Source organism: Pseudomonas sp. G166 (assembly GCF_037027455.2).
Taxonomy (GTDB): domain Bacteria; phylum Pseudomonadota; class Gammaproteobacteria; order Pseudomonadales; family Pseudomonadaceae; genus Aquipseudomonas.
This window is the reverse complement of record NZ_CP146985.1, coordinates 5917085-5940604: the sequence shown is the minus strand read 5'-3', so window position 1 is coordinate 5940604 and position 23520 is coordinate 5917085. Positions and strand designations below refer to the sequence as shown.

Genomic DNA, 23520 nt, shown 5'->3' with positions numbered 1-23520 from the left:
AGCGTCGCAAGACAACAGTGGAGCTAGTAGATGGCAACTATCAACCAGCTGGTACGTCAGCCGCGTAAGCGTATCGTCGAGAAATCCGACGTGCCTGCGCTGCAGAACTGCCCGCAACGTCGTGGCGTATGCACCCGTGTGTATACCACCACGCCGAAAAAACCTAACTCGGCACTGCGTAAAGTATGCCGTGTGCGTCTGACCAACGGTTTCGAGGTTTCCTCGTACATCGGCGGTGAAGGCCACAACCTGCAAGAGCACAGCGTGGTACTGATCCGCGGTGGCCGTGTAAAAGACTTGCCAGGTGTTCGTTACCACACCGTTCGCGGTTCTTTGGATACTTCCGGCGTCAAAGGTCGTAACCAGGGTCGTTCGAAGTACGGTACCAAGCGTCCGAAATAATCGGCCGTTTTACAGTTTTTCATTTTATTGAGTCGATAAGAGTAAGGTCGGGCACGCATTAGCTGTCCCGGGCTAACCTGAAGACCGTTTGAGGGCTTATCAATGCCAAGACGTCGCGTAGCAGCCAAACGTGAGATTCTGGACGATCCGAAATACGGAAGCCAGATCCTCGCCAAGTTCATGAACCACGTAATGGAAAGCGGCAAGAAAGCCGTTGCCGAGCGTATTGTTTATGGCGCACTGGACAAAGTTAAGGAACGCAAGAACAGCGATCCCCTGGAAATCTTCGAGAAAGCTCTCGACGCCATCGCTCCGCTGGTCGAAGTGAAGTCGCGCCGTGTAGGCGGTGCTACTTACCAGGTTCCGGTCGAAGTTCGTCCGTCCCGTCGTAACGCCCTGGCAATGCGCTGGTTGGTAGACTTCGCCCGCAAGCGCGGTGAGAAGTCCATGGCTCTGCGTTTGGCTGGCGAACTGTTGGACGCTGCTGAAGGTAAAGGTGCTGCAGTTAAGAAGCGTGAAGACGTGCACCGCATGGCTGAAGCCAACAAGGCTTTCTCGCACTACCGCTTCTAATTCTAGCGTCACTAATTTTGCGAGGGCTTTATGGCTCGTACTACACCGATTAACCGCTACCGTAACATCGGTATCGTTGCCCACGTGGATGCTGGTAAAACCACCACCACTGAGCGCGTCCTTTTTTACACCGGCAAAAGTCACAAGATGGGCGAGGTGCATGATGGCGCCGCGACCACCGACTGGATGGTGCAGGAGCAGGAGCGTGGTATTACCATTACTTCTGCTGCTATTACCGCTTTCTGGAAGGGTTCCGAGAAGCAGTACCCGCACGAGCATCGCTTCAACGTTATCGATACCCCGGGCCACGTAGACTTCACCATCGAAGTTGAGCGTTCCCTGCGTGTACTCGACGGCGCTGTCGTCGTGTTCTGCGGTACTTCGGGTGTTGAGCCTCAGTCGGAAACCGTGTGGCGTCAGGCCAACAAGTACGGTGTTCCTCGTCTTGTTTACGTAAACAAGATGGACCGTGCTGGTGCCAACTTCCTGCGCGTGATCGGTCAGATCAAGCAGCGCCTGGGTCACACTCCGGTGCCGATCCAGCTGGCTATCGGTTCCGAAGACAACTTCCAGGGTCAGATCGATCTGATCAACATGCAAGCTGTCTACTGGAACGATGCTGACAAGGGTATGGTTCCTGTTCGCAAGGACATCCCGGCAGAGTTGCTGGAAGAAGCCGAGAAGTGGCGCGGCAACATGGTTGAGGCTGCGGCCGAAGCCAACGAAGAGCTGATGAACAAGTATCTCGAGGGTGAAGAACTCACCAACGAGGAAATCAAGGCTGCTCTGCGTCAGCGTACCATCGCTGGTGAGATCGTCCTGGCTGTTTGCGGTTCTTCCTTCAAGAACAAGGGTGTTCCCCTGGTTCTCGACGCTGTGATCGACTTCCTGCCTGCTCCAACCGACATTCCTGCTATCAAGGGTACCAACCCTGATAACGAGGAAGAGGAAATGGAGCGTCATGCAAGCGATGACGAGCCTTTCGCGGCTCTGGCGTTCAAGATCGCTACCGACCCATTCGTGGGTACCTTGACCTTTGTTCGGGTTTACTCGGGCGTGTTGAACTCCGGCGACGGCGTGATCAACTCTGTTAAAGGCAAGAAAGAGCGTGTGGGTCGTATGGTGCAAATGCACGCAAACGCCCGCGAAGAGATCAAGGAAGTGCGCGCTGGCGACATCGCGGCCTTGATCGGCATGAAGGACGTCACCACTGGCGAAACCTTGTGCAACGCTGACAAGCCAATCATCCTGGTTCGCATGGACTTCCCGGAGCCGGTTATTTCGGTTGCCGTTGAGCCAAAAACCAAGGATGACCAGGAAAAAATGGGTATCGCTCTGGGCAAGCTTGCTCAGGAAGATCCATCTTTCCGCGTCAAGACTGATGAAGAGACTGGTCAAACGATCATCTCTGGCATGGGCGAGTTGCACCTGGACATCCTGGTTGACCGGATGCGCCGTGAGTTCAACGTCGAAGCCAACATCGGTAAGCCTCAGGTTTCCTATCGTGAGCGCATCACGAAGAACTGTGAAATCGAAGGTAAGTTCGTTCGCCAGTCTGGCGGCCGTGGTCAATTCGGTCACTGCTGGATCCGTTTTGCACCGGCTGATGAAGGTCAGGAAGGTCTGCAGTTCGTGAACGAAGTCGTGGGTGGTGTGGTTCCTAAGGAATACATCCCGGCGATCCAGAAGGGTATCGAAGAGCAGATGAAGAACGGCGTTGTTGCCGGCTATCCGCTGATCGGCCTGAAGGCAACTGTGTTCGATGGTTCTTACCACGACGTCGACTCCAACGAGATGGCGTTCAAGGTGGCTGCTTCCATGGCAACCAAGCAACTGGCCCAGAAGGGTGGTGGTGAGTTGCTCGAGCCGATCATGGCGGTAGAAGTCGTAACGCCTGAAGACTACATGGGTGATGTCATGGGTGACCTTAACCGTCGTCGTGGCATGATTCTGGGTATGGAAGATACGGTTTCCGGCAAGGTTATTCGTGCCGAGGTTCCGTTGGGTGAAATGTTCGGTTACGCGACCGACGTTCGTTCCATGTCTCAGGGTCGCGCAAGCTACTCTATGGAATTCAAAAAATACAATACAGCTCCGTCGCATATCGTCGAAACTGTTACCAAAAAACAAGGCTGATTCAGCCCCTTTAGGCTAGGAGTTAATTGTCGTGGCTAAAGAAAAATTTGATCGTTCCCTACCGCACGTCAACGTTGGCACCATTGGTCACGTTGACCACGGTAAAACCACTCTGACTGCTGCTCTGACTCGTGTCTGCTCCGAAGTTTTCGGTTCGGCCGTTGTTGCTTTCGACAAAATCGACAGCGCTCCGGAAGAGAAGGCTCGTGGTATCACCATCAACACCGCGCACGTTGAGTACAACTCTTCGATTCGTCACTACGCTCACGTTGACTGCCCAGGTCACGCTGACTATGTGAAGAACATGATCACCGGTGCTGCCCAGATGGACGGCGCGATCCTGGTTTGCTCGGCCGCTGATGGTCCGATGCCACAAACTCGTGAGCACATCCTGCTGTCCCGTCAGGTAGGCGTTCCGTACATCGTTGTCTTCCTGAACAAGGCTGACATGGTTGACGACGCTGAGCTGCTGGAACTGGTTGAGATGGAAGTGCGCGACCTGCTGAGCACTTACGACTTCCCAGGTGATGACACTCCAATCATCATCGGTTCGGCTCTGATGGCTCTGAACGGCCAAGACGACAACGAAATGGGTACCACCGCTGTTAAGCGCCTGGTAGAAACTCTGGACAGCTACATTCCAGAGCCAGTTCGTGTTATCGACAAGCCATTCCTGATGCCAATCGAAGACGTGTTCTCGATCTCGGGTCGCGGTACTGTTGTAACTGGCCGTATCGAGCGCGGTATCGTCAAGGTTCAGGATCCACTGGAAATCGTTGGTCTGCGTGACACTACCGTCACCACCTGCACCGGTGTTGAAATGTTCCGTAAGCTGCTCGACGAAGGTCGTGCTGGCGAGAACTGCGGCGTTCTGCTGCGTGGTACCAAGCGTGACGACGTTGAGCGTGGCCAGGTTCTGGTCAAGCCAGGTTCGGTCAAGCCGCACACCAAGTTCGAAGCTGAAGTGTACGTTCTGAGCAAGGAAGAAGGTGGTCGTCACACTCCGTTCTTCAAAGGCTACCGTCCACAGTTCTACTTCCGTACCACTGACGTGACCGGTAACTGCGAACTGCCGGAAGGCGTTGAAATGGTAATGCCAGGCGACAACATCAAAATGGTTGTCACCCTGATCAAAACCATCGCAATGGAAGACGGTCTGCGTTTCGCTATCCGTGAAGGCGGTCGTACCGTCGGCGCTGGTGTCGTAGCCAAAATCATCGAGTAAGCTCTTTTTTGAGTTAGCTTTGATGAGTTGAAAAAGCCTCCGCTTAGCGGGGGCTTTTTTATTGGGTTGACACCTATATGGGGCGTCTATAGAATTGCGCCTCCTTTTAACGGGCGTATTGCGCTCGGTGGGAATAGCAGCCGGAGTCTGAAATCCAATGCAAAATCAGCAAATCCGTATCAGGTTGAAGGCTTTTGACCATCGCCTGATCGACCAATCCACCCAGGAAATCGTGGAAACCGCGAAACGTACTGGTGCTCAAGTGCGTGGTCCAATTCCACTGCCTACCCGTAAAGAGCGGTTCACCGTTCTGGTCTCCCCGCACGTCAACAAAGACGCGCGTGACCAGTACGAGATCCGTACTCATAAGCGCGTTCTGGACATCGTCCAGCCAACGGATAAAACCGTTGATGCTCTTATGAAGCTCGATCTTGCGGCCGGTGTGGAAGTGCAGATCAGCCTCGGCTAAGACTCGGTCTTAGTCGTGTAACGCTCTGAAATGGGCGGCCATAGCGGGTGAAAGCCCCGTACACTCATGAGGTTTACAACATGACTATTGGTGTAGTCGGTCGTAAATGCGGTATGACCCGTATTTTCACCGAAGAAGGTGTCTCCATTCCGGTCACGGTCATTGAGATCGAGCCGAATCGCGTCACCCAGTTCAAAACTGAAGAGACCGATGGCTATCGTGCAGTGCAAGTCACTGTCGGCGAGCGTCGTGCTTCGCGTGTAACAGCTGCTCAGGCTGGCCACTTCGCTAAAGCGAACGTTGCCGCTGGTCGTACCGTAATGGAATTCCGTCTTGAAGAAGGCGAGTACCAGGCCGGCGATCTGATCAACGCTGAAATCTTCGCTGCTGGTCAACTGGTTGATGTAACCGGTCAGTCCAAGGGTAAAGGCTTCCAGGGTACGATCAAGCGTTGGAACTTCCGCGGGCAAGATAACACCCACGGTAACTCCGTATCCCACCGCGTTCCAGGCTCTATCGGCCAGTGCCAGACTCCTGGTCGTGTATTCAAGGGCAAAAAAATGTCCGGTCATATGGGCGCTGAGCGCGTGACCGTGCAGTCCCTCGAAGTAGTGCGCGTGGACGCTGAACGCAATCTGTTGTTGGTCAAGGGCGCTGTTCCTGGCGCTACTGGCGGCAACTTGGTTGTACGTCCAGCAGCCAAGGCTCGCGGTTAAGGGGAAGCTGACATGCAATTAAATGTAAATGACGCTCAAGCGATCGAAGTTTCCGAACTGACATTTGGCGGCGAATTCAACGAGACGCTGGTTCACCAAGCAGTCGTGGCCTACATGGCCGGCGGCCGTCAGGGTAGCAAGCAGCAAAAGACCCGTTCCGACGTTTCTGGTGGCGGTAAGCGCCCATGGCGTCAGAAAGGTACTGGCCGTGCTCGTGCCGGTACTATCCGTAGCCCAATCTGGCGTGGCGGCGGTACCACTTTCGCAGCTCGTCCTCAGGATCACTCCCAGAAGCTGAACAAGAAGATGTATCGCGCAGCAATGCGTTCCATCCTTGCTGAGCTGGTGCGTACTGATCGTCTGGTCGTGGTTCAGGACTTCGCTGTTGAAGCACCGAAAACCAAAGATCTGCTGAACAAGCTGAACGGCATGGGCCTGACTGACGTCCTGATCGTGTCTGACGCTGTTGATCAGAACCTGTACCTGGCTGCTCGCAACCTGCCACACGTTGATGTTCGTGACGTGCAAGGTTCCGATCCGGTCAGTCTGATCGCATACGACAAGGTGTTGATCACCGTGTCGGCCGTGAAGAAATTCGAGGAGCTGCTGGGATGAACCAGGAACGCGTATTTAAAGTTCTGCTTGGCCCGCACGTTTCCGAGAAGGCTACGGTTCTGGCAGACAAGAAAGGCCAGTTCGTTTTCAAGGTTGCGACTGACGCAACCAAGCTGGAAATCAAGAAGGCCGTCGAAAGCCTGTTCAGCGTGAAAGTAGAGCGCGTGACTACCCTGAATGTTCTGGGTAAAAGCAAGCGCACTGCTCGCGGTCTGGGCAAGCGTAATGACTGGAAGAAGGCAGTTATCTCCCTTCAGCCAGGCCAAGATCTCGATTTCAGCAGCAGTGCTGAGTAAGGAAGGGGTGCATCATGGCAATCGTTAAATGCAAACCGACTTCCCCTGGCCGCCGTTTTGTGGTCAAGGTGGTCAACCAGGAGCTGCATAAAGGCGCTCCTCACGCACCGCTGCTCGAGAAAAAATCGAAGTCTGGTGGTCGTAACAACAATGGCCGTATTACCACTCGTCACATCGGTGGTGGTCATAAGCAGCATTATCGTCTGGTCGACTTCCGTCGTAACGACAAGGATGGCATCGCTGCCACCGTCGAGCGTATCGAATACGATCCAAACCGTACTGCTCACATCGCTCTGCTGTTGTACGCAGATGGCGAGCGTCGCTACATCATCGCCCCTAAAGGCGTGAGCGCTGGCGACCAGCTGATCGCAGGTGCCCTGGCACCGATCAAGCCGGGCAACGCTCTGCAACTGCGTAACATTCCAGTTGGTAGCACCGTACACGGCATCGAATTGAAGCCAGGTAAAGGCGCGCAAATCGCTCGTTCCGCTGGTGCTTCGGCTCAGCTGATCGCTCGTGAAGGTGTCTACGTGACCCTGCGTCTGCGTTCTGGTGAGATGCGTAAAGTACTGGCTGAATGCCGTGCGACCCTGGGCGAAGTCTCGAACTCCGAGCACAGCCTGCGTTCGTTGGGTAAAGCTGGTGCCAAGCGCTGGCGTGGCGTTCGCCCAACCGTTCGTGGTGTTGCCATGAACCCGGTTGACCACCCACATGGTGGTGGTGAAGGTCGTACCTCTGGTGGTCGTCATCCGGTATCGCCATGGGGCTTCCCGACTAAGGGCGCGAAGACTCGTGGTAATAAGCGTACCGACAAAATGATCGTCCGTCGTCGCAAGTAAATAGAGGGATACGACAGTGCCACGTTCTCTGAAAAAAGGTCCTTTTATTGATCTTCACCTACTGAAGAAGATCGAAGTGGCGGCGGAAAAGAACGATCGCAAACCAGTTAAGACCTGGTCGCGTCGTTCGATGATCCTGCCACAAATGGTCGGTCTGACCATCGCAGTACACAACGGTCGTCAACACGTCCCAGTTCTCGTGAACGAAGACATGGTCGGCCACAAACTGGGCGAGTTTGCCGGTACCCGCACATACCGTGGGCACGTGGCTGACAAGAAAGCCAAGCGTTAAGGGGTTAGGAAATGGAAGTAGCCGCTAAGTTGTCGGGCGCTCGAATCTCCGCCCAGAAAGCCCGCTTGGTCGCCGACCAGATCCGCGGGAAGAAGGTGGGCGAAGCGCTCAACCTGTTGGCTTTCAGCAGTAAGAAAGCCGCCGAGATCATGAAGAAAGTGCTGGAGTCGGCCGTAGCCAACGCCGAGCATAACGAAGGCGCAGACGTTGATGACCTGAAGGTCAGCACCGTTTTCGTCAACGAAGGGCGTTCGCTGAAGCGCATCATGCCACGTGCCAAAGGCCGTGCTGATCGCATCGTCAAGCGGTCTTGCCATATCACTGTCAAGGTTGCTGACAAGTAACGGAGTCGAAGAGATGGGTCAGAAAGTACATCCCATTGGCATTCGCCTGGGAATCGTCAAGGAGCACACCTCCGTCTGGTACGCAGACGGTCGGACTTATGCGGACTACTTGTTCGCTGATCTGAAGGTGCGTGAGTATCTCCAAGACAAACTAAAAAGCGCGTCCGTAAGCCGTATCGATATCCATCGTCCGGCGCAGACTGCACGTATCACCATCCACACCGCTCGTCCAGGTATCGTTATCGGGAAGAAAGGTGAAGATGTTGAGAAACTGCGTCAGGACCTGACCAAGCAAATGGGTGTGCCTGTGCACATCAATATCGAAGAGATCCGCAAGCCGGAGCTCGACGGTATGCTGGTTGCGCAGAGCGTAGCTCAGCAGCTGGAGCGTCGCGTAATGTTCCGTCGCGCTATGAAGCGCGCTGTACAGAACGCAATGCGCATTGGTGCCAAAGGCATCAAAATCCAAGTGAGCGGTCGTCTCGGCGGTGCTGAAATCGCACGTACTGAATGGTATCGCGAAGGTCGTGTGCCACTGCACACCCTGCGTGCCGACATCGACTATGCCAACTACGAAGCTCACACCACCTACGGTGTGATCGGTGTAAAGGTTTGGATCTTCAAAGGCGAAGTAATTGGTGGTCGCCAAGAAGAGCTGAAACCACAAGCACCAGCGCCTCGTAAAAAAGCTGCTAAGTAAGGGGTACGCCAAATGTTGCAACCAAAGCGTACGAAGTTCCGCAAGCAGATGACCGGTCACAACCGTGGCCTGGCATTGCGCGGTAGCAAAGTCAGCTTCGGCGAGTTCGCGCTGAAGTCTGTTGCTCGTGGTCGTCTCACCGCTCGTCAGATCGAGTCAGCGCGTCGTGCTCTGACCCGTCACGTAAAACGTGGCGGCAAGATCTGGATCCGTGTATTCCCGGACAAGCCTGTCACCAAGAAGCCACTCGAAGTTCGGATGGGTAAAGGTAAGGGTAACGTGGAGTACTGGGTTGCCCAGATTCAGCCAGGCAAAGTCCTGTATGAAATCGAGGGTGTTTCTGAAGAGCTGGCGCGTGAGGCTTTCGCCCTGGCTGCTGCAAAGCTGCCGCTCGCCACCTCCTTTGTTAAACGGACGGTGATGTGATGAAAGCGAATGAACTTCGTGAAAAATCAGCACAGCAGCTGAACGAGCAACTGCTCGGCCTGCTGCGCGACCAGTTCAATCTGCGTATGCAGAAAGCAACTGGCCAGTTGGGGCAGTCTCATCTGCTCTCGCAAGTTAAGCGTGACATCGCTCGCGTGAAAACTGTGCTCAACCAGCAGGCAGGTAAGTAATCATGGCTGAAGCCGAAAAAACTGTCCGTACGCTGACTGGCCGTGTTGTCAGCGACAAGATGGACAAAACCATCACCGTTCTGATCGAGCGTCGCGTTAAGCACCCGATCTACGGTAAATACGTTAAGCGTTCGACTAAGCTGCACGCGCACGACGAAACCAATCAGTGCCACATCGGCGACAAAGTCACTATTCGTGAAACTCGTCCTTTGGCCAAGACCAAGTCTTGGGCGCTGGTTGATGTTCTCGAACGCGCTGTGGAAGTCTAAGGACTAGGGGTCGGAGAAATTATATGATTCAGACTCAATCCATGCTCGATGTGGCCGATAACAGCGGCGCTCGCCGCGTTATGTGCATCAAGGTGCTGGGTGGCTCCCATCGTCGTTACGCTGGTATTGGTGACATCATCAAAGTTACCGTGAAGGAAGCAATTCCTCGCGGTAAGGTGAAAAAAGGCCAAGTGATGACTGCTGTTGTAGTCCGCACTCGTCACGGCGTTCGCCGTGCAGATGGCTCCATTATCCGCTTTGATGGCAACGCTGCTGTTCTTCTGAACAACAAGCAAGAGCCGATCGGCACCCGTATCTTTGGGCCAGTGACCCGTGAACTTCGTACTGAGAAGTTCATGAAGATCGTCTCGCTCGCCCCAGAAGTGCTGTAAGGAGATCCGACATGCAAAAGATTCGTCGTGACGACGAGATCATCGTGATCGCCGGCAAAGACAAAGGTAAGCGCGGTAAGGTGCTGAAGGTTCTTGCTGACAACCGTCTGGTTGTTGGTGGTCTGAACCTGGTCAAGCGTCATACCAAGCCTAACCCGATGTCGGGCGTACAGGGCGGTATCGTCGAGAAAGAAGCGCCACTGCACGCTTCCAACGTCGCCATTTTCAACGGCGAAACCAACAAGGCTGACCGCGTTGGTTTCAAAGTAGAAGACGGTAAGAAAATTCGTGTCTTCAAGTCGACCCAAAAAGCGGTTGATGCTTGAACACTGCTAGGTAGAAGACCATGGCACGACTAAAAGAGATTTACCGGAAGGAAATCGCACCGAAACTTAAGGAAGAACTTAAGCTTTCGAACGTGATGGAAGTTCCGCGCGTTACCAAAATCACCCTGAACATGGGTCTGGGCGAAGCGATCGGCGACAAAAAAGTCATCGAGCACGCTGTTGCTGACCTGGAAAAGATCACCGGTCAGAAAGTCGTTGTGACTTACGCTCGGAAATCCATCGCTGGCTTTAAAGTCCGTGAAGGTTGGCCGATCGGCGTCAAAGTGACCCTGCGCCGTGAGCGTATGTACGAGTTCCTGGATCGTCTGCTGTCGATCTCCCTGCCTCGGGTTCGCGACTTCCGCGGCCTGAATGCCAAGTCCTTCGATGGTCGTGGTAACTACAGCATGGGCGTTAAAGAGCAGATCATTTTCCCGGAAATCGATTACGACAAGATCGACGCTCTCCGCGGTCTGGACATTACCCTGACCACCACTGCTCGGACGGATGACGAAGGTCGCGCACTGCTGCGCGCTTTCAAATTCCCGTTCCGCAACTGATTGGAGTAGGAAAATGGCCAAGAAGAGCATGAAAAACCGTGAGCTGAAGCGTCAGCTCACCGTTGCCAAGTACGCCACCAAGCGTGCAGCGCTGAAAGCTATCATCGTAGATCTGAACGCAAGTCCAGAAGCACGTTGGGAAGCTACCGTGGCACTGCAGAAGCAGCCACGTGACGCAAGCGCCTCGCGCATGCGTAACCGCTGCCGCCTGACTGGTCGTCCGCACGGCGTGTACCGCAAGTTCGGCCTCGGCCGTAACATGCTGCGTCAAGCTGCAATGCGTGGTGACGTTCCAGGTCTGGTTAAAGCCAGCTGGTAAGCCTGATCAAAGTCGCGGTGTTCCGGGTCGCAAGATCCTGACCACCGGTGACCTTGAACTTGAATCAAGCCCCTTTTGGGGCTTGATTCATTTGTGGGGTGTGTCTAGAATACCCGGCTCGCCTGAGCCCGTGCTTTTTTTGCGCGGATGCGCTCGGCGACACGTACTAGCCGCAAGGCTAATTTTTTGTGTATTAGGAGCGTCTAGCCCATGAGTATGCAGGACCCGTTAGCGGACATGCTAACTCGTATCCGTAATGCCCAGATGGCTGAAAAGTCCGTCGTAAGCATGCCATCTTCTACGTTGAAGGTAGCTGTTGCCAAAGTCCTGAAGGACGAAGGTTACATTGCGGGTTATCAGATCAGCAGCGAAATCAAGCCTCTGCTGTCCATCGAGCTGAAGTACTTCGAAGGCCGTCCGGTCATCGAGGAAGTGAAGCGCGTTAGCCGTCCAGGCCTGCGTCAGTACAAGTCCGTCGATGATCTGCCAAAAGTTCGTGGCGGTCTCGGTGTGTCTATCGTCTCCACCAACAAAGGTGTGATGACGGATCGTGCTGCGCGCGCTGCCGGTGTCGGCGGCGAAGTTCTTTGCACTGTGTTCTAAGGGGGGATAAGCATGTCACGCGTCGCTAAGAACCCCGTTAAGCTGCCAGCCGGTGTCGAAGTCAAATTCGCAGGCCAACAGCTTTCGGTGAAGGGTGCCAAGGGCACTCTGCAACTGAACATCCATTCGTCCGTTGAGATCGTTGAAGAAGCTGGTGAGCTGCGTTTCGCTGCTCGCAATGGCGATCAACAGACTCGCGCAATGGCTGGTACCACTCGTGCGTTGGTAAACAACATGGTCCAAGGCGTAAGCCAAGGCTTCGAGCGTAAGCTCCAGCTGGTCGGTGTTGGTTACAAAGCGCAAGCAAAAGGCACAGTGCTGAACCTGGCTCTTGGCTTCTCGCACCCAGTGGATTATGAACTGCCGGAAGGCATCACCGCTGAGACTCCTAGCCAGACCGATATCCTGATCAAGGGCATCGACAAGCAGCTGGTAGGTCAAGTGGCCGCCGAGATCCGCGACTTCCGTCCACCAGAGCCGTACAAAGGCAAAGGTGTGCGCTACGCGGACGAAGTCGTCCGTCGTAAAGAAGCCAAGAAGAAGTAGGGCATAGCAAATGACCGACAAAAAAGTTACTCGACTGCGTCGCGCTCGCAAAGCACGCCTGAAAATGCACGAACTCGAAGTCGTGCGTCTCTGCGTGTTCCGCTCGTCGCAGCACATCTACGCCCAGGTCATTTCGGCCGACGGCAACAAAGTCCTGGCAAGTGCCTCGACTTTGGATAAAGAACTGCGTGATGGCGCCACTGGCAACATCGACGCGGCCACTAAGGTTGGCCAGCTGGTCGCTACGCGTGCAAAAGCCGCTGGCGTCTCGCAGGTGGCTTTCGACCGCTCTGGCTTCAAGTACCACGGCCGCGTCAAGGCGCTGGCTGATGCTGCTCGTGAAGCTGGGCTGGAGTTCTAAGTTATGTCAAATAACGACCAAAAGCGCGACGAAGGCTACATCGAGAAGCTGGTTCAAGTTAACCGCGTAGCCAAAACCGTTAAAGGCGGCCGTATCTTCACTTTCACCGCGTTGACCGTGGTAGGTGATGGTAAGGGCCGTGTTGGCTTCGGCCGTGGCAAGTCGCGTGAAGTGCCTGCTGCGATCCAGAAGGCAATGGAAGCTGCTCGCCGCAACATGATCCAGGTTGATCTGAACGGCACCACTCTGCAGTACGCAATGAAGTCTGCTCATGGCGCTTCGAAGGTGTACATGCAGCCTGCTTCTGAAGGTACCGGTATCATCGCTGGCGGCGCTATGCGTGCTGTCCTCGAAGTTGCTGGCGTTCAGAACGTTCTGGCCAAGTGCTACGGCTCGACTAACCCGGTAAACGTGGTTCACGCCACTTTCAAGGGTTTGAAAGCAATGCAGTCTCCTGAATCCATTGCCGCCAAGCGTGGCAAAAGCGTCAAGGAGATCTTCTGATCATGGCTACCGTAAAAGTTACGCTGATCAAAAGCATGACCGGCCGCATCCCTAACCACAAATTGTGCGTTAAGGGTCTGGGTCTGCGTCGCATCGGTCACACTGTAGAAGTCCTGGATACTCCCGAGAATCGCGGGATGATCAACAAGGCTTACTACATGCTGCGTGTCGAGGGTTAATCGATGAAACTCAATGATCTGAGTCCAGCGCCGGGTTCCCGTCGCGAAAAGCATCGTCCGGGCCGTGGTATCGGTAGTGGTTTGGGCAAGACCGGTGGCCGTGGCCACAAAGGTCAGACCTCCCGCTCCGGTGGCACTATTGCTCCAGGCTTTGAAGGCGGTCAACAGCCGCTGCATCGTCGCCTGCCGAAGTTCGGTTTCGTTTCCCTGAAGGCCATGGACCGCGCAGAAGTGCGTCTGTCCGAGCTGGCTAAAGTGGATGGCGACATCGTCACCGTGCAGTCCCTGAAGGATGCCAACGTGATCAACCAGAACGTACAGCGTGTGAAAATCATGCTGTCGGGCGAAGTTGCTCGTGCTGTCACCATCGGAAAGGGAATCGGCGCCACCAAAGGTGCGCGTGCGGCTATCGAAGCAGCTGGCGGCAAGTTCGAGGAATAAATGGCTAAGCAAGGTGCTCTCTCTGCGCTCGGCAAAGGCGGTATGTCTGAACTCTGGGCTCGTCTGCGTTTTCTGTTCCTGGCGATTATCGTCTACCGAATAGGCGCACACATCCCGGTTCCAGGTATCAACCCGGACCGACTCGCGGACCTGTTTCGACAGAATGAGGGGACCATTCTTAGCTTGTTCAACATGTTTTCCGGCGGCGCGCTGGAACGGATGAGCATCTTTGCACTGGGGATCATGCCGTACATCTCGGCATCGATCATCATGCAACTGATGACCGCCGTCAGCCCGCAGCTGGAGCAGTTGAAGAAGGAAGGTGAAGCTGGCCGTCGCAAGATCAGCCAGTACACCCGCTACGGCACTGTCGTCCTCGCCCTCGTTCAAGCCATTGGCATGTCCATTGGCCTGGCGGGGCAGGGCGTATCGTTCACTGCTGACTTTAGCTTCTATTTCGTTGCGGTAACCACTTTTGTGGCGGGCGCGATGTTCATGATGTGGCTGGGTGAGCAGATTACTGAGCGTGGTGTTGGCAACGGTATCTCGATGTTGATTTTCGCAGGTATCGTCGCCGGTCTTCCGAGAGCGATCGGGCAGTCTTTCGAGTCTGCGCGTCAGGGTGATATCAACATTTTCGCCCTGGTTGCCATCGGTTTGCTGGCAGTAGCGATTATCGGTTTCGTGGTGTTCATTGAGCGTGGTCAGCGTCGTATTGCTGTTCACTACGCCAAGCGTCAGCAGGGCCGCAAGGTCTTTGCTGCGCAGACCAGCCACTTGCCGTTGAAGGTGAACATGGCCGGCGTAATTCCGGCTATTTTCGCGAGCAGCATCCTGCTGTTCCCGGCTTCGTTGGGTGCCTGGTTCGGCCAGTCTGAAGGTATGGGCTGGTTACAGGACATCTCGCAGTCGATCGCTCCTGGTCAGCCGTTGAATATTCTGCTGTTTAGTGCAGGGATTATTTTCTTCTGCTTCTTCTATACGGCGTTGATGTTCAATCCGAAAGACGTAGCGGAAAACCTGAAGAAGTCCGGTGCCTTTATTCCGGGCATCCGTCCAGGTGAGCAGTCTGCGCGCTACATTGATGGCGTTCTGACTCGCTTGACCATGTTCGGTGCTCTTTACATGACGGCCGTCTGTCTGTTGCCCCAGTTCCTGGTGGTTGCGGCAAACGTACCGTTCTACCTTGGCGGGACCTCGTTGCTGATCGTGGTCGTGGTTGTGATGGACTTCATGTCCCAAGTACAATCGCACCTCGTTTCGCACCAGTACGAATCCCTGATGAAGAAAGCCAACCTGAAGGGCTACGGCAGCGGCATGTTGCGCTGAGTAGCGTCCATAAGGTTCGAGGAGTTGGTGATGAAAGTTCGTGCATCGGTGAAAAAGCTGTGCCGTAACTGCAAGATTATTCGCCGCGAAGGTGTTGTTCGGGTAATTTGCAGCGCGGAACCGCGTCACAAACAGCGCCAAGGCTGAGTGTGATTGTGCTTTAAGCCCGGCAGCTAGTGCGCTGCCGGGTTGATTATTTGTTATTACAGCGATATTATCTCGCGCCCTATTTCTTGGCTTCCGGGGCGTAGGTAGCTGTCAATTGGAGTCCCACTGAATGGCCCGTATTGCAGGCGTTAACATTCCAGATAACAAGCATACTGTTATCTCGCTGACCTACATCTATGGTGTTGGTCGCACTACTGCACAGAAAATTTGTGCAGTGACTGGGGTCAACCCAGCGGCAAAGATCAAAGATCTGAGCGACGAGCAGATTGAACAGCTGCGTGGCGAAGTGGCGAAGTTCACCACTGAAGGTGACCTGCGTCGCGAAATCAACATGAAAATCAAGCGCTTGATGGACCTCGGTTGCTATCGCGGTCTGCGTCATCGTCGTGGTCTTCCAGTACGCGGTCAGCGTACCAAGACCAACGCGCGTACCCGTAAAGGTCCGCGTAAGCCGATCCGCAAGTAATCGCCCCAGCGAATCGACAGGAATTTAATCATGGCAAAACCTGCTGCTCGTCCTCGTAAAAAAGTTAAAAAGACAGTGGTTGATGGCATCGCCCACATCCATGCTTCTTTTAACAACACCATCGTGACCATTACCGACCGTCAAGGTAACGCTCTTTCCTGGGCTACCTCCGGTGGTTCGGGTTTCCGCGGTTCCCGCAAGTCCACCCCGTTCGCTGCTCAAGTAGCTGCTGAGCGTGCTGGTCAAGCTGCGCTGGAATACGGCCTGAAAAACCTCGACGTCAACGTCAAAGGTCCAGGTCCAGGTCGTGAATCCGCAGTCCGCGCTTTGAACGGCTGTGGCTACAAGATCGCCAGCATCACCGACGTGACGCCAATCCCGCACAACGGGTGCCGTCCGCCGAAGAAGCGCCGCGTGTAATCCAGGAGATTGTAAAGAATGGCTCGTTACATTGGTCCAAAATGCAAACTCGCTCGTCGCGAAGGCACCGATCTCTTTCTGAAGAGCGGCGTGCGCGCGATCGAATCGAAGTGCAACATTGAAGCAGCACCTGGTATCCACGGCCAACGCCGCGGTCGCCAGTCCGATTACGGCACCCAACTGCGTGAAAAGCAGAAGGTCCGTCGTATCTACGGCGTTCTCGAGCGTCAATTCAGCGGCTACTACAAAGAAGCTGCTGGCAAGAAAGGCGCAACCGGTGAAAACCTGCTGCAGCTGCTCGAATGCCGTCTGGACAACGTTGTATACCGTATGGGTTTCGGTTCTACTCGTGCCGAATCCCGTCAGCTGGTATCGCACAAGTCGATCAGCGTTAACGGTCAAACCGTAAACGTTCCGTCCTACCAGGTTCGTGCTGGTGACGTGGTTGCTGTTCGCGAGAAAGCAAAGAACCAACTTCGCATTGTCCAAGCTCTCGATCTGTGTGCCCAACGTGGCCGCGTAGAATGGGTAGAAGTAGACACTGAGAAGAAGTCGGGCGTTTTCAAGAACGTTCCTGCTCGCAGTGATCTGTCCGCCGACATCAACGAAAGCCTGATTGTCGAGCTCTACTCCAAGTAAGGGCTAGAAAATAGGTGCATCCATGCAGATTTCGGTAAATGAGTTCCTGACACCCCGCCATATTGATGTGCAGGTTGTCAGTCCAACCCGCGCCAAGATCACACTCGAGCCTCTCGAGCGTGGTTTCGGCCACACCCTGGGCAACGCGCTGCGCCGCATCCTGTTGTCCTCAATGCCCGGCTGTGCAGTAGTCGAGGCCGAGATTGACGGTGTGCTCCACGAGTACAGCGCCATCGAAGGTGTACAGGAAGATGTAATTGAAATCCTGTTGAACCTTAAAGGTCTGGCTATCAAGCTGCACGGTCGTGACGAAGTTACGCTGACCTTGTCGAAGAAGGGTTCGGGGGTGGTTACCGCTGCCGATATTCAGCTGGATCATGATGTCGAGATCGTTAACCCCGATCACGTAATCGCTAACCTGGCGTCTAACGGCGCCCTGAACATGAAGCTCACTGTAGCTCGTGGTCGTGGTTATGAACCGGCAGACTCGCGTCAGAGCGATGAAGACGAAAGCCGCAGCATCGGTCGCTTGCAGCTTGACTCTTCGTTCAGCCCAGTTCGCCGTATCGCATACGTGGTAGAAAACGCCCGTGTCGAGCAGCGTACCAACCTGGACAAGCTGGTTATTGATCTGGAAACCAACGGTACCCTGGATCCTGAAGAGGCTATTCGCCGCGCTGCAACCATCCTGCAACAGCAGTTGGCTGCGTTCGTCGACCTCAAAGGTGACAGTGAGCCAGTGGTTGTCGAGCAGGAAGACGAGATCGATCCGATCCTGCTTCGCCCGGTTGACGATCTGGAACTGACTGTACGTTCGGCTAACTGCCTTAAGGCGGAAAACATCTACTACATCGGCGACCTGATTCAGCGTACCGAAGTAGAGCTGTTGAAGACTCCGAACCTTGGCAAGAAATCCTTGACTGAAATCAAGGACGTTCTGGCCTCCCGCGGTCTGTCCCTCGGCATGCGCCTCGACAACTGGCCGCCTGCAAGTCTTAAGAAGGACGACAAGGCGACTGCCTGATCGTCGTAATCACCGAACGTTGTGTTTGGTAAGGAATGAACCATGCGTCATCGTAAAAGTGGTCGTCACCTGAGCCGCACCAGCTCGCACCGCAAGGCCATGTTCCAAAACATGGCGGTGTCGCTGTTCGAGCACGAGCTGATCAAAACTACACTGCCGAAAGCCAAAGAACTGCGCCGCGTTGCTGAGCCGCTGATCACTCTGGCCAAGACAGATAGCCTGGCTAACCGCCGTCTGGCTTTCGACCGTACTCGTTCGAAAGCTATCGTTGGTAAGCTCTTCAACGACCTGGGCAAGCGTTACGCTACCCGTGAGGGTGGCTACCTGCGCATCCTCAAGTGCGGTTTCCGCGCTGGCGACAACGCGCCTATGGCGTACGTCGAGTTGGTTGATCGTGCTACTGCCGGCGAAGCTGTAAGCGCCGAGTAAGACGACAGTCTGTAACGAAGAACCGGGCCTAGCGCCCGGTTTTTTGTGGGCGTAAGAAAGCTCTATTCGTACAAGTTTCCGCTGGAGGTTAGGCGGCACTATTGGCACAGGGGGTGTTGGTAGATATTTTCTATGGGTGTCTGCAGTTTAATGAATTTGTAGGTGTCATGATTGTTGATCAATACTCCCTTCCAGCCGATTAGCCGGCAGTTCAAAGACCGACCTAGGAAGATAGAGCATGAGCCAGACCAAAACGCTTACGACCGCCAGTGGCGCTCCTGTCGCCGATAACCAGAATTCTCGCTCCGCCGGCCCGCGCGGCCCGCTGTTGCTCGACGATTTCCACCTCATCGAGAAGCTTGCTCACTTCAACCGCGAGAACATTCCTGAGCGTCGTGTGCACGCCAAGGGGTCGGGGGCCTACGGTACATTCACCGTCACCCGGGACATCACTCAATACACCAGCGCCAAGCTGTTCGAGTCGGTCGGTAAGCAAACGCCAACCTTCCTGCGGTTTTCCACTGTAGGTGGTGAGCGTGGTTCTGCCGACACTGAGCGCGATCCGCGCGGCTTTGCCTTGAAGTTCTATACCGAGGAAGGAAACTGGGACATTGTTGGCAACAACACGCCGGTCTTTTTCATCCGTGACCCGCTGAAATTTCCAGACTTCATCCATACCCAGAAGCGCCTGCCGCAAAGCAACCTGAAAAGTGCCCAGGCGATGTGGGATTTCTGGTCGCACTCGCCTGAGGCGTTGCACCAGGTCACCATTTTGTTCTCTGACCGGGGCATTCCGGATGGCTACCGGCATATGCACGGCTTCGGCAGTCACACCTACAGCCTGATCAGCGCCCAGGGTGAGCGGCACTGGGTGAAGTGGCACTACAAGACCAAGCAGGGGATCAAGAACCTGGCTCCCGCCGAAGCGGCACGCCTGGCCGGCACCGATCCGGACTACGCTCAGCGCGACCTGTTCAATGCGATTGAGCGTGGTGATTTCCCGAAATGGAGTGTCTGCATCCAGATCATGACCGAGGCCCAGGCCGCTGCTCATTACGAAAACCCGTTCGACGTGACCAAGACCTGGTCACAGAAAGAGTTTCCGCTGATTGAAGTGGGGGAGCTCGAACTCAACCGTAACCCGCTGAACTACTTTGCTGAGGTCGAGCAGGCGGCATTCGGACCGAGCAACATGGTGCCGGGTGTTGGTCTTTCGCCCGATCGCATGCTGCAAGGCCGTGTATTCGCTTACGCTGATGCACACCGCTACCGTGTAGGCACCAACCACCAGCAATTGCCAGTGAATGCCCCACGCAGCCCGGTCAACACCTACCAGCGCGATGGAGCCATGGCTTTTGGCAGCAACGGCGGTGCGGCACCGAACTACGAGCCCAATAGCTATGTCGAAGCGCCGAAGCAAGCTCCACGCTATGCCGAGCCAGCGCTGGAGCTCAGTGGTGCGGCGGATCGTTATGATCATCGCGAAGACACCGATTACTACAGCCACGCCGGCGCGCTGTTCCGCTTGATGAACGTCGAGCAGAAAGCTCTGCTGATCAACAATATCGCCGGTGCGATGGCCGGTGTATCGGCAGATGTCGTTGACCGTCAGTTGCAGCATTTCTTCAAGGCGGACGTCGCTTACGGGGAAGGCATTGCCAAGGCGTTGGGCGTACAGCTTAACTAAGTCTAAACGAGAAGCAGAACCGCCCGCATTAGGGCGGTTTTTGCGTTATTTCACCTGCTTTTCTCGGATTTTCTTCGCTTTTATTGCGATGAGCCAGTGACCTCGCGTTCAGCTTGGTTCAAACTACAGCCTTTCAAAGCTTGTGGAGATGTGGGCGATGCAAGGTCACCCAGATGTAATCGATTACCTCAACACGTTGCTGACAGGTGAGCTGGCAGCCCGTGATCAATATTTCATCCACTCGCGGATGTACGAGGATTGGGGTTTTACCGAGCTCTACGAACGTATCAACCATGAGATGGAAGAAGAAGCACAGCACGCCGATGCATTGATGCGCCGGATCCTGATGCTCGAAGGCACGCCGCGGATGCGCCCGGACGATCTGGACATTGGGACCACGGTGCCTGACATGCTTGCCGCCGACTTGCGCCTGGAATACAAAGTACGCGCTGCGCTGTGCAAAGGCATCGAGCTTTGCGAACAGCACAATGACTACGTAACCCGCGAAATCCTGCGCATCCAGCTCAACGATACCGAAGAAGACCATACCTACTGGCTCGAGAAGCAGTTGGGTCTGATCAAGTTGATAGGCCTGGAAAACTACCTGCAGTCGCAGTTCTGACGTACGCATTGTGGGAGCCAGCTCGGTCCCACAGAAAAACAAAAAGCCCCTGTCATCGATGAGATGACAGGGGCTTTTGCATGCCCGGGGGACATCAGTCCCGATCACGCTCCAGCAACGGCTTGAGGTAGTGGCCGGTGTAGGACTGCTTCATCTCGGCCACTTGCTCAGGTGTACCTACCGCGATGATCTGTCCACCCTTGGAGCCGCCTTCCGGCCCCAGGTCCACCAGCCAGTCAGCGGTCTTGATCACATCCAGGTTGTGCTCGATCACCACCACGGTGTTGCCGTGGTCGCGCAGACGATGCAGTACGTCGAGCAATTGCTGAATATCGGCGAAGTGCAGGCCAGTGGTCGGCTCGTCGAGGATGTACAGGGTCTTGCCGGTGTCGCGCTTGGACAGTTCACGGGACAACTTGACCCGCTGGGCCTCGCCGCCGGACAAGGTCGTTGCCGACTGCCCCAGCTTGATGTACGACAGACCTACATCCATCAAGGTCTGGAGCTTGCGCGCCAGCGCCGGTACCGCGTCGAAGAACACCCGTGCTTCCTCGATGGTCATCTCGAGGGTTTCGTGGATGTTCTTGCCCTTGTACTTGATCTCCAGGGTTTCGCGGTTGTAGCGCTTGCTCTTGCACACATCGCAGGGCACGTAGATGTCCGGCAGGAAGTGCATCTCCACCTTGATCAGGCCATCGCCCTGGCAGGCTTCGCAGCGCCCACCCTTGACGTTGAACGAGAAGCGGCCAGGGCCGTAGCCCCGGGAGCGCGACTCCGGCACGCCGGCGAACAGTTCGCGGATCGGCGTGAACAGCCCGGTGTAGGTCGCCGGGTTGGAGCGCGGCGTGCGGCCGATCGGGCTCTGGTCGATATCGACGACCTTGTCCAGGTGCTCCAGGCCCTTGATGCTGTCGTGGGCGGCAGCTTCCAGGGTGGTGGCGCCGTTCAGGGCCGTGGCACTGAGGGGGAACAAGGTGTTGTTGATAAGCGTCGATTTACCGGAACCGGACACGCCGGTAACGCAGGTCAGCAGGCCGATCGGGATTTCCAGGTCGACGTTGCGCAAGTTGTTGCCACGGGCGCCCTTGAGGGTCAGCGACAGCTTCTTGTTGCGCGGTGTGCGCTTGGCGGGCACCTTGATCTTCACCCGCCCCGACAGGTATTTACCGGTCAGGGAGTCGGGATGCGCCATGACTTCGGCGGCGGTGCCCTGGGCAACGATATGCCCGCCATGCACTCCTGCGCCCGGGCCGATGTCCACCACATAATCGGCCAGGCGAATGGCGTCTTCGTCGTGCTCGACCACAATCACCGTATTGCCGATGTCCCGCAGGTGCTTGAGGGTGCCGAGCAGCCGGTCGTTGTCCCGCTGGTGCAGGCCGATGGACGGCTCGTCGAGGATGTACATCACCCCCACCAGGCCGGCGCCGATCTGGCTGGCCAGGCGGATACGCTGGGCTTCGCCGCCGGACAAGGTGTCAGCGCTGCGATCGAGGGTCAGGTAATCCAGGCCGACGTTCACCAGAAACTGCAGGCGCTCGCGGATTTCCTTGAGGATCTTGTCGGCAATCTCGCCCCTGCGACCGGTGAGTTTCAAACCGCCGAAATAATCGGTGGCGTCGCCGATCGGCAGATTGGTCACCGCTGGCAAGGTTTTCTCGCCGACCCACACATGCCGCGCTTCTCGCCGCAACCGGGTGCCACGGCAATCGGGGCAGGGCTGGGTGCTGAGGAACTTGGCCAGTTCTTCGCGCACGCTGGCCGACTCGGTCTCGCGATAGCGACGTTCCAGGTTCGGTACGATGCCTTCGAAAGGGTGGGAGCGCTTGACGATATCACCGCGGTCGTTCAGGTATTTGAAGTCGACATTCTGCGAACCACTGCCATGCAGGATGAATTTCTGCTGGTCGGCGGGGAGCTCGTTGAACGGCTTGTCCAGGCTGAACTTGTAATGGGCCGCCAGCGACCCGAGCATCTGGAAGTAATAGACGTTGCGCCTGTCCCAGCCGCGAATCGCCCCTTCGGCCAGGGTCAGTTCGCCGTTGACCAGGCGCTTGGTGTCGAAGAACTGCTTGACCCCCAGGCCATCGCAGGTCGGGCAGGCGCCGGCCGGGTTGTTGAAGGAAAACAGCTTGGGTTCCAGCTCACTGATGGCATGACCGCAGATCGGGCAGGCGAAGCGCGCGGAGAAGATGATTTCCTCGCCGGGTTCGTCGTCCATCGGCGCGACCAGGGCGATGCCGTCGGCCAGCTTCAGTGCGGTCTCGAAGGACTCGGCCAGCCGCTGTTGCAGGTCGGCACGGACTTTGAAGCGGTCCACGACGACATCAATCGAATGCTTCTTCTGTTTATCCAGCTTCGGCAGTTCGTCCAGCTCGCACAGCTTGCCGTTGACCCGGGCCCGCACGAAGCCCTGGGCGCGCAGTTCTTCGAAGACCATCAGGTGCTCGCCCTTGCGCTCGCGAATCACCGGGGCCAGCAGCATCAGCTTGCTGCCTTCTGGCTGGGCCAGCACCAGGTCGACCATCTGGCTGACGGTCTGGGCTTCCAGGGGAATGTCGTGGTCGGGGCAGCGGGGGATGCCCACTCGCGCATACAGCAGGCGCAAGTAGTCGTAGATCTCGGTGATGGTGCCGACCGTCGACCGTGGGTTATGGGACGTCGACTTCTGCTCGATGGAGATCGCCGGCGACAGGCCTTCGATGGTGTCGACGTCGGGTTTTTCCATCATCGACAGGAACTGCCGGGCATAGGCCGACAGCGATTCGACATAGCGCCGCTGACCTTCGGCGTACAGGGTATCGAAGGCCAGGGATGATTTGCCGGATCCGGACAGGCCGGTGATGACGATCAGTTTGTCCCGTGGCAGGGTCAGGTCGATGTTCTTCAGGTTGTGGGTACGGGCCCCACGAATCAGGATCTTGTCCAAAGTGGCCTCGCTCGGCGGGCGTCGAAAACGTAGGAGTATACGGGCAAATACTGGATGGATGCACACTATTGAAAGTGAGTTTG

General features: G+C 55.8%; 35 protein-coding genes. 34 read left to right on the top strand and 1 reads right to left on the bottom strand.

Annotation, left to right across the window (positions count from 1 at the left end):
• Positions 1-30: 30 nt before the first annotated feature.
• The 34 genes from rpsL (at position 31) to bfr (ending at position 20508) form a co-directional block, all read left to right on the top strand.
• On the top strand, positions 31-402 hold the full coding sequence (gene rpsL / locus SGN16_RS26395; protein WP_003186084.1) for a 30S ribosomal protein S12: 372 nt from the start codon (positions 31-33) through the stop codon (positions 400-402).
• Between the two features lie 102 nt (positions 403-504).
• The gene (gene rpsG, locus SGN16_RS26390; protein WP_003186074.1) at positions 505-975 is read left to right on the top strand and encodes a 30S ribosomal protein S7; all 471 of its coding nucleotides are present in this window, start codon (positions 505-507) and stop codon (positions 973-975) included.
• A 30-nt stretch (positions 976-1005) separates the two neighbouring features.
• Positions 1006-3111, top strand: coding sequence for an elongation factor G (gene fusA, locus SGN16_RS26385; protein WP_210641390.1), 2106 nt, complete (start codon positions 1006-1008; stop codon positions 3109-3111).
• Between the two features lie 31 nt (positions 3112-3142).
• Positions 3143-4336, top strand: coding sequence for an elongation factor Tu (gene tuf, locus SGN16_RS26380; RefSeq protein WP_003186071.1), 1194 nt, complete (start codon positions 3143-3145; stop codon positions 4334-4336).
• A 157-nt stretch (positions 4337-4493) separates the two neighbouring features.
• Positions 4494-4805 (top strand): 30S ribosomal protein S10, encoded by a 312-nt coding sequence (rpsJ, locus tag SGN16_RS26375; RefSeq protein WP_003186070.1) that lies wholly within the window; start codon positions 4494-4496, stop codon positions 4803-4805.
• Between the two features lie 80 nt (positions 4806-4885).
• Positions 4886-5521 carry a 50S ribosomal protein L3 gene (gene rplC, locus SGN16_RS26370; RefSeq protein ID WP_003186059.1) on the top strand — a complete coding sequence of 212 codons (636 nt, stop codon included), beginning with the start codon at positions 4886-4888 and terminating at the stop codon, positions 5519-5521.
• A gap of 12 nt (positions 5522-5533) precedes the next feature.
• Positions 5534-6136 carry a 50S ribosomal protein L4 gene (rplD, locus tag SGN16_RS26365; protein WP_003186057.1) on the top strand — a complete coding sequence of 201 codons (603 nt, stop codon included), beginning with the start codon at positions 5534-5536 and terminating at the stop codon, positions 6134-6136.
• A complete protein-coding gene (gene rplW, locus SGN16_RS26360) occupies positions 6133-6432 on the top strand; it encodes a 50S ribosomal protein L23 (RefSeq protein WP_002555488.1) in 300 nt (99 codons plus the stop codon). Before rplD ends, rplW begins: the two co-directional genes overlap by 4 nt.
• A gap of 14 nt (positions 6433-6446) precedes the next feature.
• Positions 6447-7271, top strand: coding sequence for a 50S ribosomal protein L2 (gene rplB, locus SGN16_RS26355; protein ID WP_003186055.1), 825 nt, complete (start codon positions 6447-6449; stop codon positions 7269-7271).
• Positions 7272-7287: 16 nt separating this feature from the next.
• Complete coding sequence (gene rpsS, locus SGN16_RS26350; protein WP_002555486.1) at positions 7288-7563, top strand: 30S ribosomal protein S19; 276 nt, start codon at positions 7288-7290, stop codon at positions 7561-7563.
• A gap of 11 nt (positions 7564-7574) precedes the next feature.
• Positions 7575-7907, top strand: coding sequence for a 50S ribosomal protein L22 (gene rplV / locus SGN16_RS26345; protein ID WP_003103908.1), 333 nt, complete (start codon positions 7575-7577; stop codon positions 7905-7907).
• A 13-nt stretch (positions 7908-7920) separates the two neighbouring features.
• Positions 7921-8607 carry a 30S ribosomal protein S3 gene (gene rpsC, locus SGN16_RS26340; RefSeq protein WP_003176422.1) on the top strand — a complete coding sequence of 229 codons (687 nt, stop codon included), beginning with the start codon at positions 7921-7923 and terminating at the stop codon, positions 8605-8607.
• A gap of 12 nt (positions 8608-8619) precedes the next feature.
• Positions 8620-9033, top strand: coding sequence for a 50S ribosomal protein L16 (gene rplP / locus SGN16_RS26335; RefSeq protein WP_003186052.1), 414 nt, complete (start codon positions 8620-8622; stop codon positions 9031-9033).
• A complete protein-coding gene (gene rpmC, locus SGN16_RS26330; RefSeq protein ID WP_002555481.1) occupies positions 9033-9224 on the top strand; it encodes a 50S ribosomal protein L29 in 192 nt (63 codons plus the stop codon). The genes rplP and rpmC overlap by 1 nt, the downstream gene beginning before the upstream one ends.
• 2 nt (positions 9225-9226) lie before the next feature.
• Positions 9227-9493 carry a 30S ribosomal protein S17 gene (gene rpsQ, locus SGN16_RS26325; protein ID WP_003176419.1) on the top strand — a complete coding sequence of 89 codons (267 nt, stop codon included), beginning with the start codon at positions 9227-9229 and terminating at the stop codon, positions 9491-9493.
• 23 nt (positions 9494-9516) lie between these two features.
• Entirely contained in the window at positions 9517-9885 is a 369-nt protein-coding gene (gene rplN / locus SGN16_RS26320) for a 50S ribosomal protein L14 (RefSeq protein WP_002555479.1), read from the top strand.
• A gap of 11 nt (positions 9886-9896) precedes the next feature.
• The gene (gene rplX, locus SGN16_RS26315; RefSeq protein WP_003186046.1) at positions 9897-10211 is read left to right on the top strand and encodes a 50S ribosomal protein L24; all 315 of its coding nucleotides are present in this window, start codon (positions 9897-9899) and stop codon (positions 10209-10211) included.
• Between the two features lie 20 nt (positions 10212-10231).
• On the top strand, positions 10232-10771 hold the full coding sequence (rplE, locus tag SGN16_RS26310; RefSeq protein WP_003186044.1) for a 50S ribosomal protein L5: 540 nt from the start codon (positions 10232-10234) through the stop codon (positions 10769-10771).
• A gap of 13 nt (positions 10772-10784) precedes the next feature.
• Positions 10785-11090 carry a 30S ribosomal protein S14 gene (gene rpsN / locus SGN16_RS26305; RefSeq protein WP_003186042.1) on the top strand — a complete coding sequence of 102 codons (306 nt, stop codon included), beginning with the start codon at positions 10785-10787 and terminating at the stop codon, positions 11088-11090.
• A gap of 210 nt (positions 11091-11300) precedes the next feature.
• Positions 11301-11693, top strand: a complete 393-nt coding sequence (gene rpsH, locus SGN16_RS26300) for a 30S ribosomal protein S8 (RefSeq protein WP_003186040.1) — start codon at positions 11301-11303, stop codon at positions 11691-11693.
• Positions 11694-11705: 12 nt separating this feature from the next.
• A complete protein-coding gene (gene rplF / locus SGN16_RS26295) occupies positions 11706-12239 on the top strand; it encodes a 50S ribosomal protein L6 (RefSeq protein ID WP_003186039.1) in 534 nt (177 codons plus the stop codon).
• A gap of 10 nt (positions 12240-12249) precedes the next feature.
• The gene (gene rplR, locus SGN16_RS26290) at positions 12250-12600 is read left to right on the top strand and encodes a 50S ribosomal protein L18 (protein WP_003186037.1); all 351 of its coding nucleotides are present in this window, start codon (positions 12250-12252) and stop codon (positions 12598-12600) included.
• 3 nt (positions 12601-12603) lie between these two features.
• Positions 12604-13104 (top strand): 30S ribosomal protein S5, encoded by a 501-nt coding sequence (gene rpsE, locus SGN16_RS26285; protein WP_003186035.1) that lies wholly within the window; start codon positions 12604-12606, stop codon positions 13102-13104.
• A 2-nt stretch (positions 13105-13106) separates the two neighbouring features.
• Positions 13107-13283, top strand: a complete 177-nt coding sequence (gene rpmD, locus SGN16_RS26280) for a 50S ribosomal protein L30 (protein WP_003186033.1) — start codon at positions 13107-13109, stop codon at positions 13281-13283.
• A gap of 3 nt (positions 13284-13286) precedes the next feature.
• Entirely contained in the window at positions 13287-13724 is a 438-nt protein-coding gene (gene rplO, locus SGN16_RS26275; protein ID WP_003186032.1) for a 50S ribosomal protein L15, read from the top strand.
• A complete protein-coding gene (gene secY / locus SGN16_RS26270) occupies positions 13725-15053 on the top strand; it encodes a preprotein translocase subunit SecY (protein WP_210641389.1) in 1329 nt (442 codons plus the stop codon).
• A 30-nt stretch (positions 15054-15083) separates the two neighbouring features.
• Positions 15084-15200, top strand: a complete 117-nt coding sequence (gene rpmJ, locus SGN16_RS26265; protein ID WP_002555468.1) for a 50S ribosomal protein L36 — start codon at positions 15084-15086, stop codon at positions 15198-15200.
• Between the two features lie 130 nt (positions 15201-15330).
• Entirely contained in the window at positions 15331-15687 is a 357-nt protein-coding gene (gene rpsM / locus SGN16_RS26260; RefSeq protein ID WP_003186020.1) for a 30S ribosomal protein S13, read from the top strand.
• A 30-nt stretch (positions 15688-15717) separates the two neighbouring features.
• The gene (gene rpsK / locus SGN16_RS26255) at positions 15718-16107 is read left to right on the top strand and encodes a 30S ribosomal protein S11 (protein ID WP_002555466.1); all 390 of its coding nucleotides are present in this window, start codon (positions 15718-15720) and stop codon (positions 16105-16107) included.
• A gap of 18 nt (positions 16108-16125) precedes the next feature.
• Positions 16126-16746, top strand: coding sequence for a 30S ribosomal protein S4 (gene rpsD, locus SGN16_RS26250; protein ID WP_003176404.1), 621 nt, complete (start codon positions 16126-16128; stop codon positions 16744-16746).
• A gap of 22 nt (positions 16747-16768) precedes the next feature.
• Entirely contained in the window at positions 16769-17770 is a 1002-nt protein-coding gene (gene rpoA / locus SGN16_RS26245) for a DNA-directed RNA polymerase subunit alpha (RefSeq protein ID WP_003186012.1), read from the top strand.
• A 42-nt stretch (positions 17771-17812) separates the two neighbouring features.
• The gene (rplQ, locus tag SGN16_RS26240) at positions 17813-18199 is read left to right on the top strand and encodes a 50S ribosomal protein L17 (RefSeq protein ID WP_003176402.1); all 387 of its coding nucleotides are present in this window, start codon (positions 17813-17815) and stop codon (positions 18197-18199) included.
• A gap of 238 nt (positions 18200-18437) precedes the next feature.
• Positions 18438-19886, top strand: a complete 1449-nt coding sequence (locus tag SGN16_RS26235) for a catalase (protein WP_210641387.1) — start codon at positions 18438-18440, stop codon at positions 19884-19886.
• 157 nt (positions 19887-20043) lie between these two features.
• The gene (gene bfr, locus SGN16_RS26230) at positions 20044-20508 is read left to right on the top strand and encodes a bacterioferritin (protein ID WP_025215751.1); all 465 of its coding nucleotides are present in this window, start codon (positions 20044-20046) and stop codon (positions 20506-20508) included.
• Positions 20509-20602: 94 nt separating this feature from the next.
• On the opposite strand, the gene uvrA is transcribed toward bfr, so the two are convergent.
• Positions 20603-23437 carry an excinuclease ABC subunit UvrA gene (gene uvrA, locus SGN16_RS26225; protein ID WP_335946005.1) on the bottom strand — a complete coding sequence of 945 codons (2835 nt, stop codon included), beginning with the start codon at positions 23435-23437 and terminating at the stop codon, positions 20603-20605.
• Between the last annotated feature and the right edge of the window lie 83 nt (positions 23438-23520).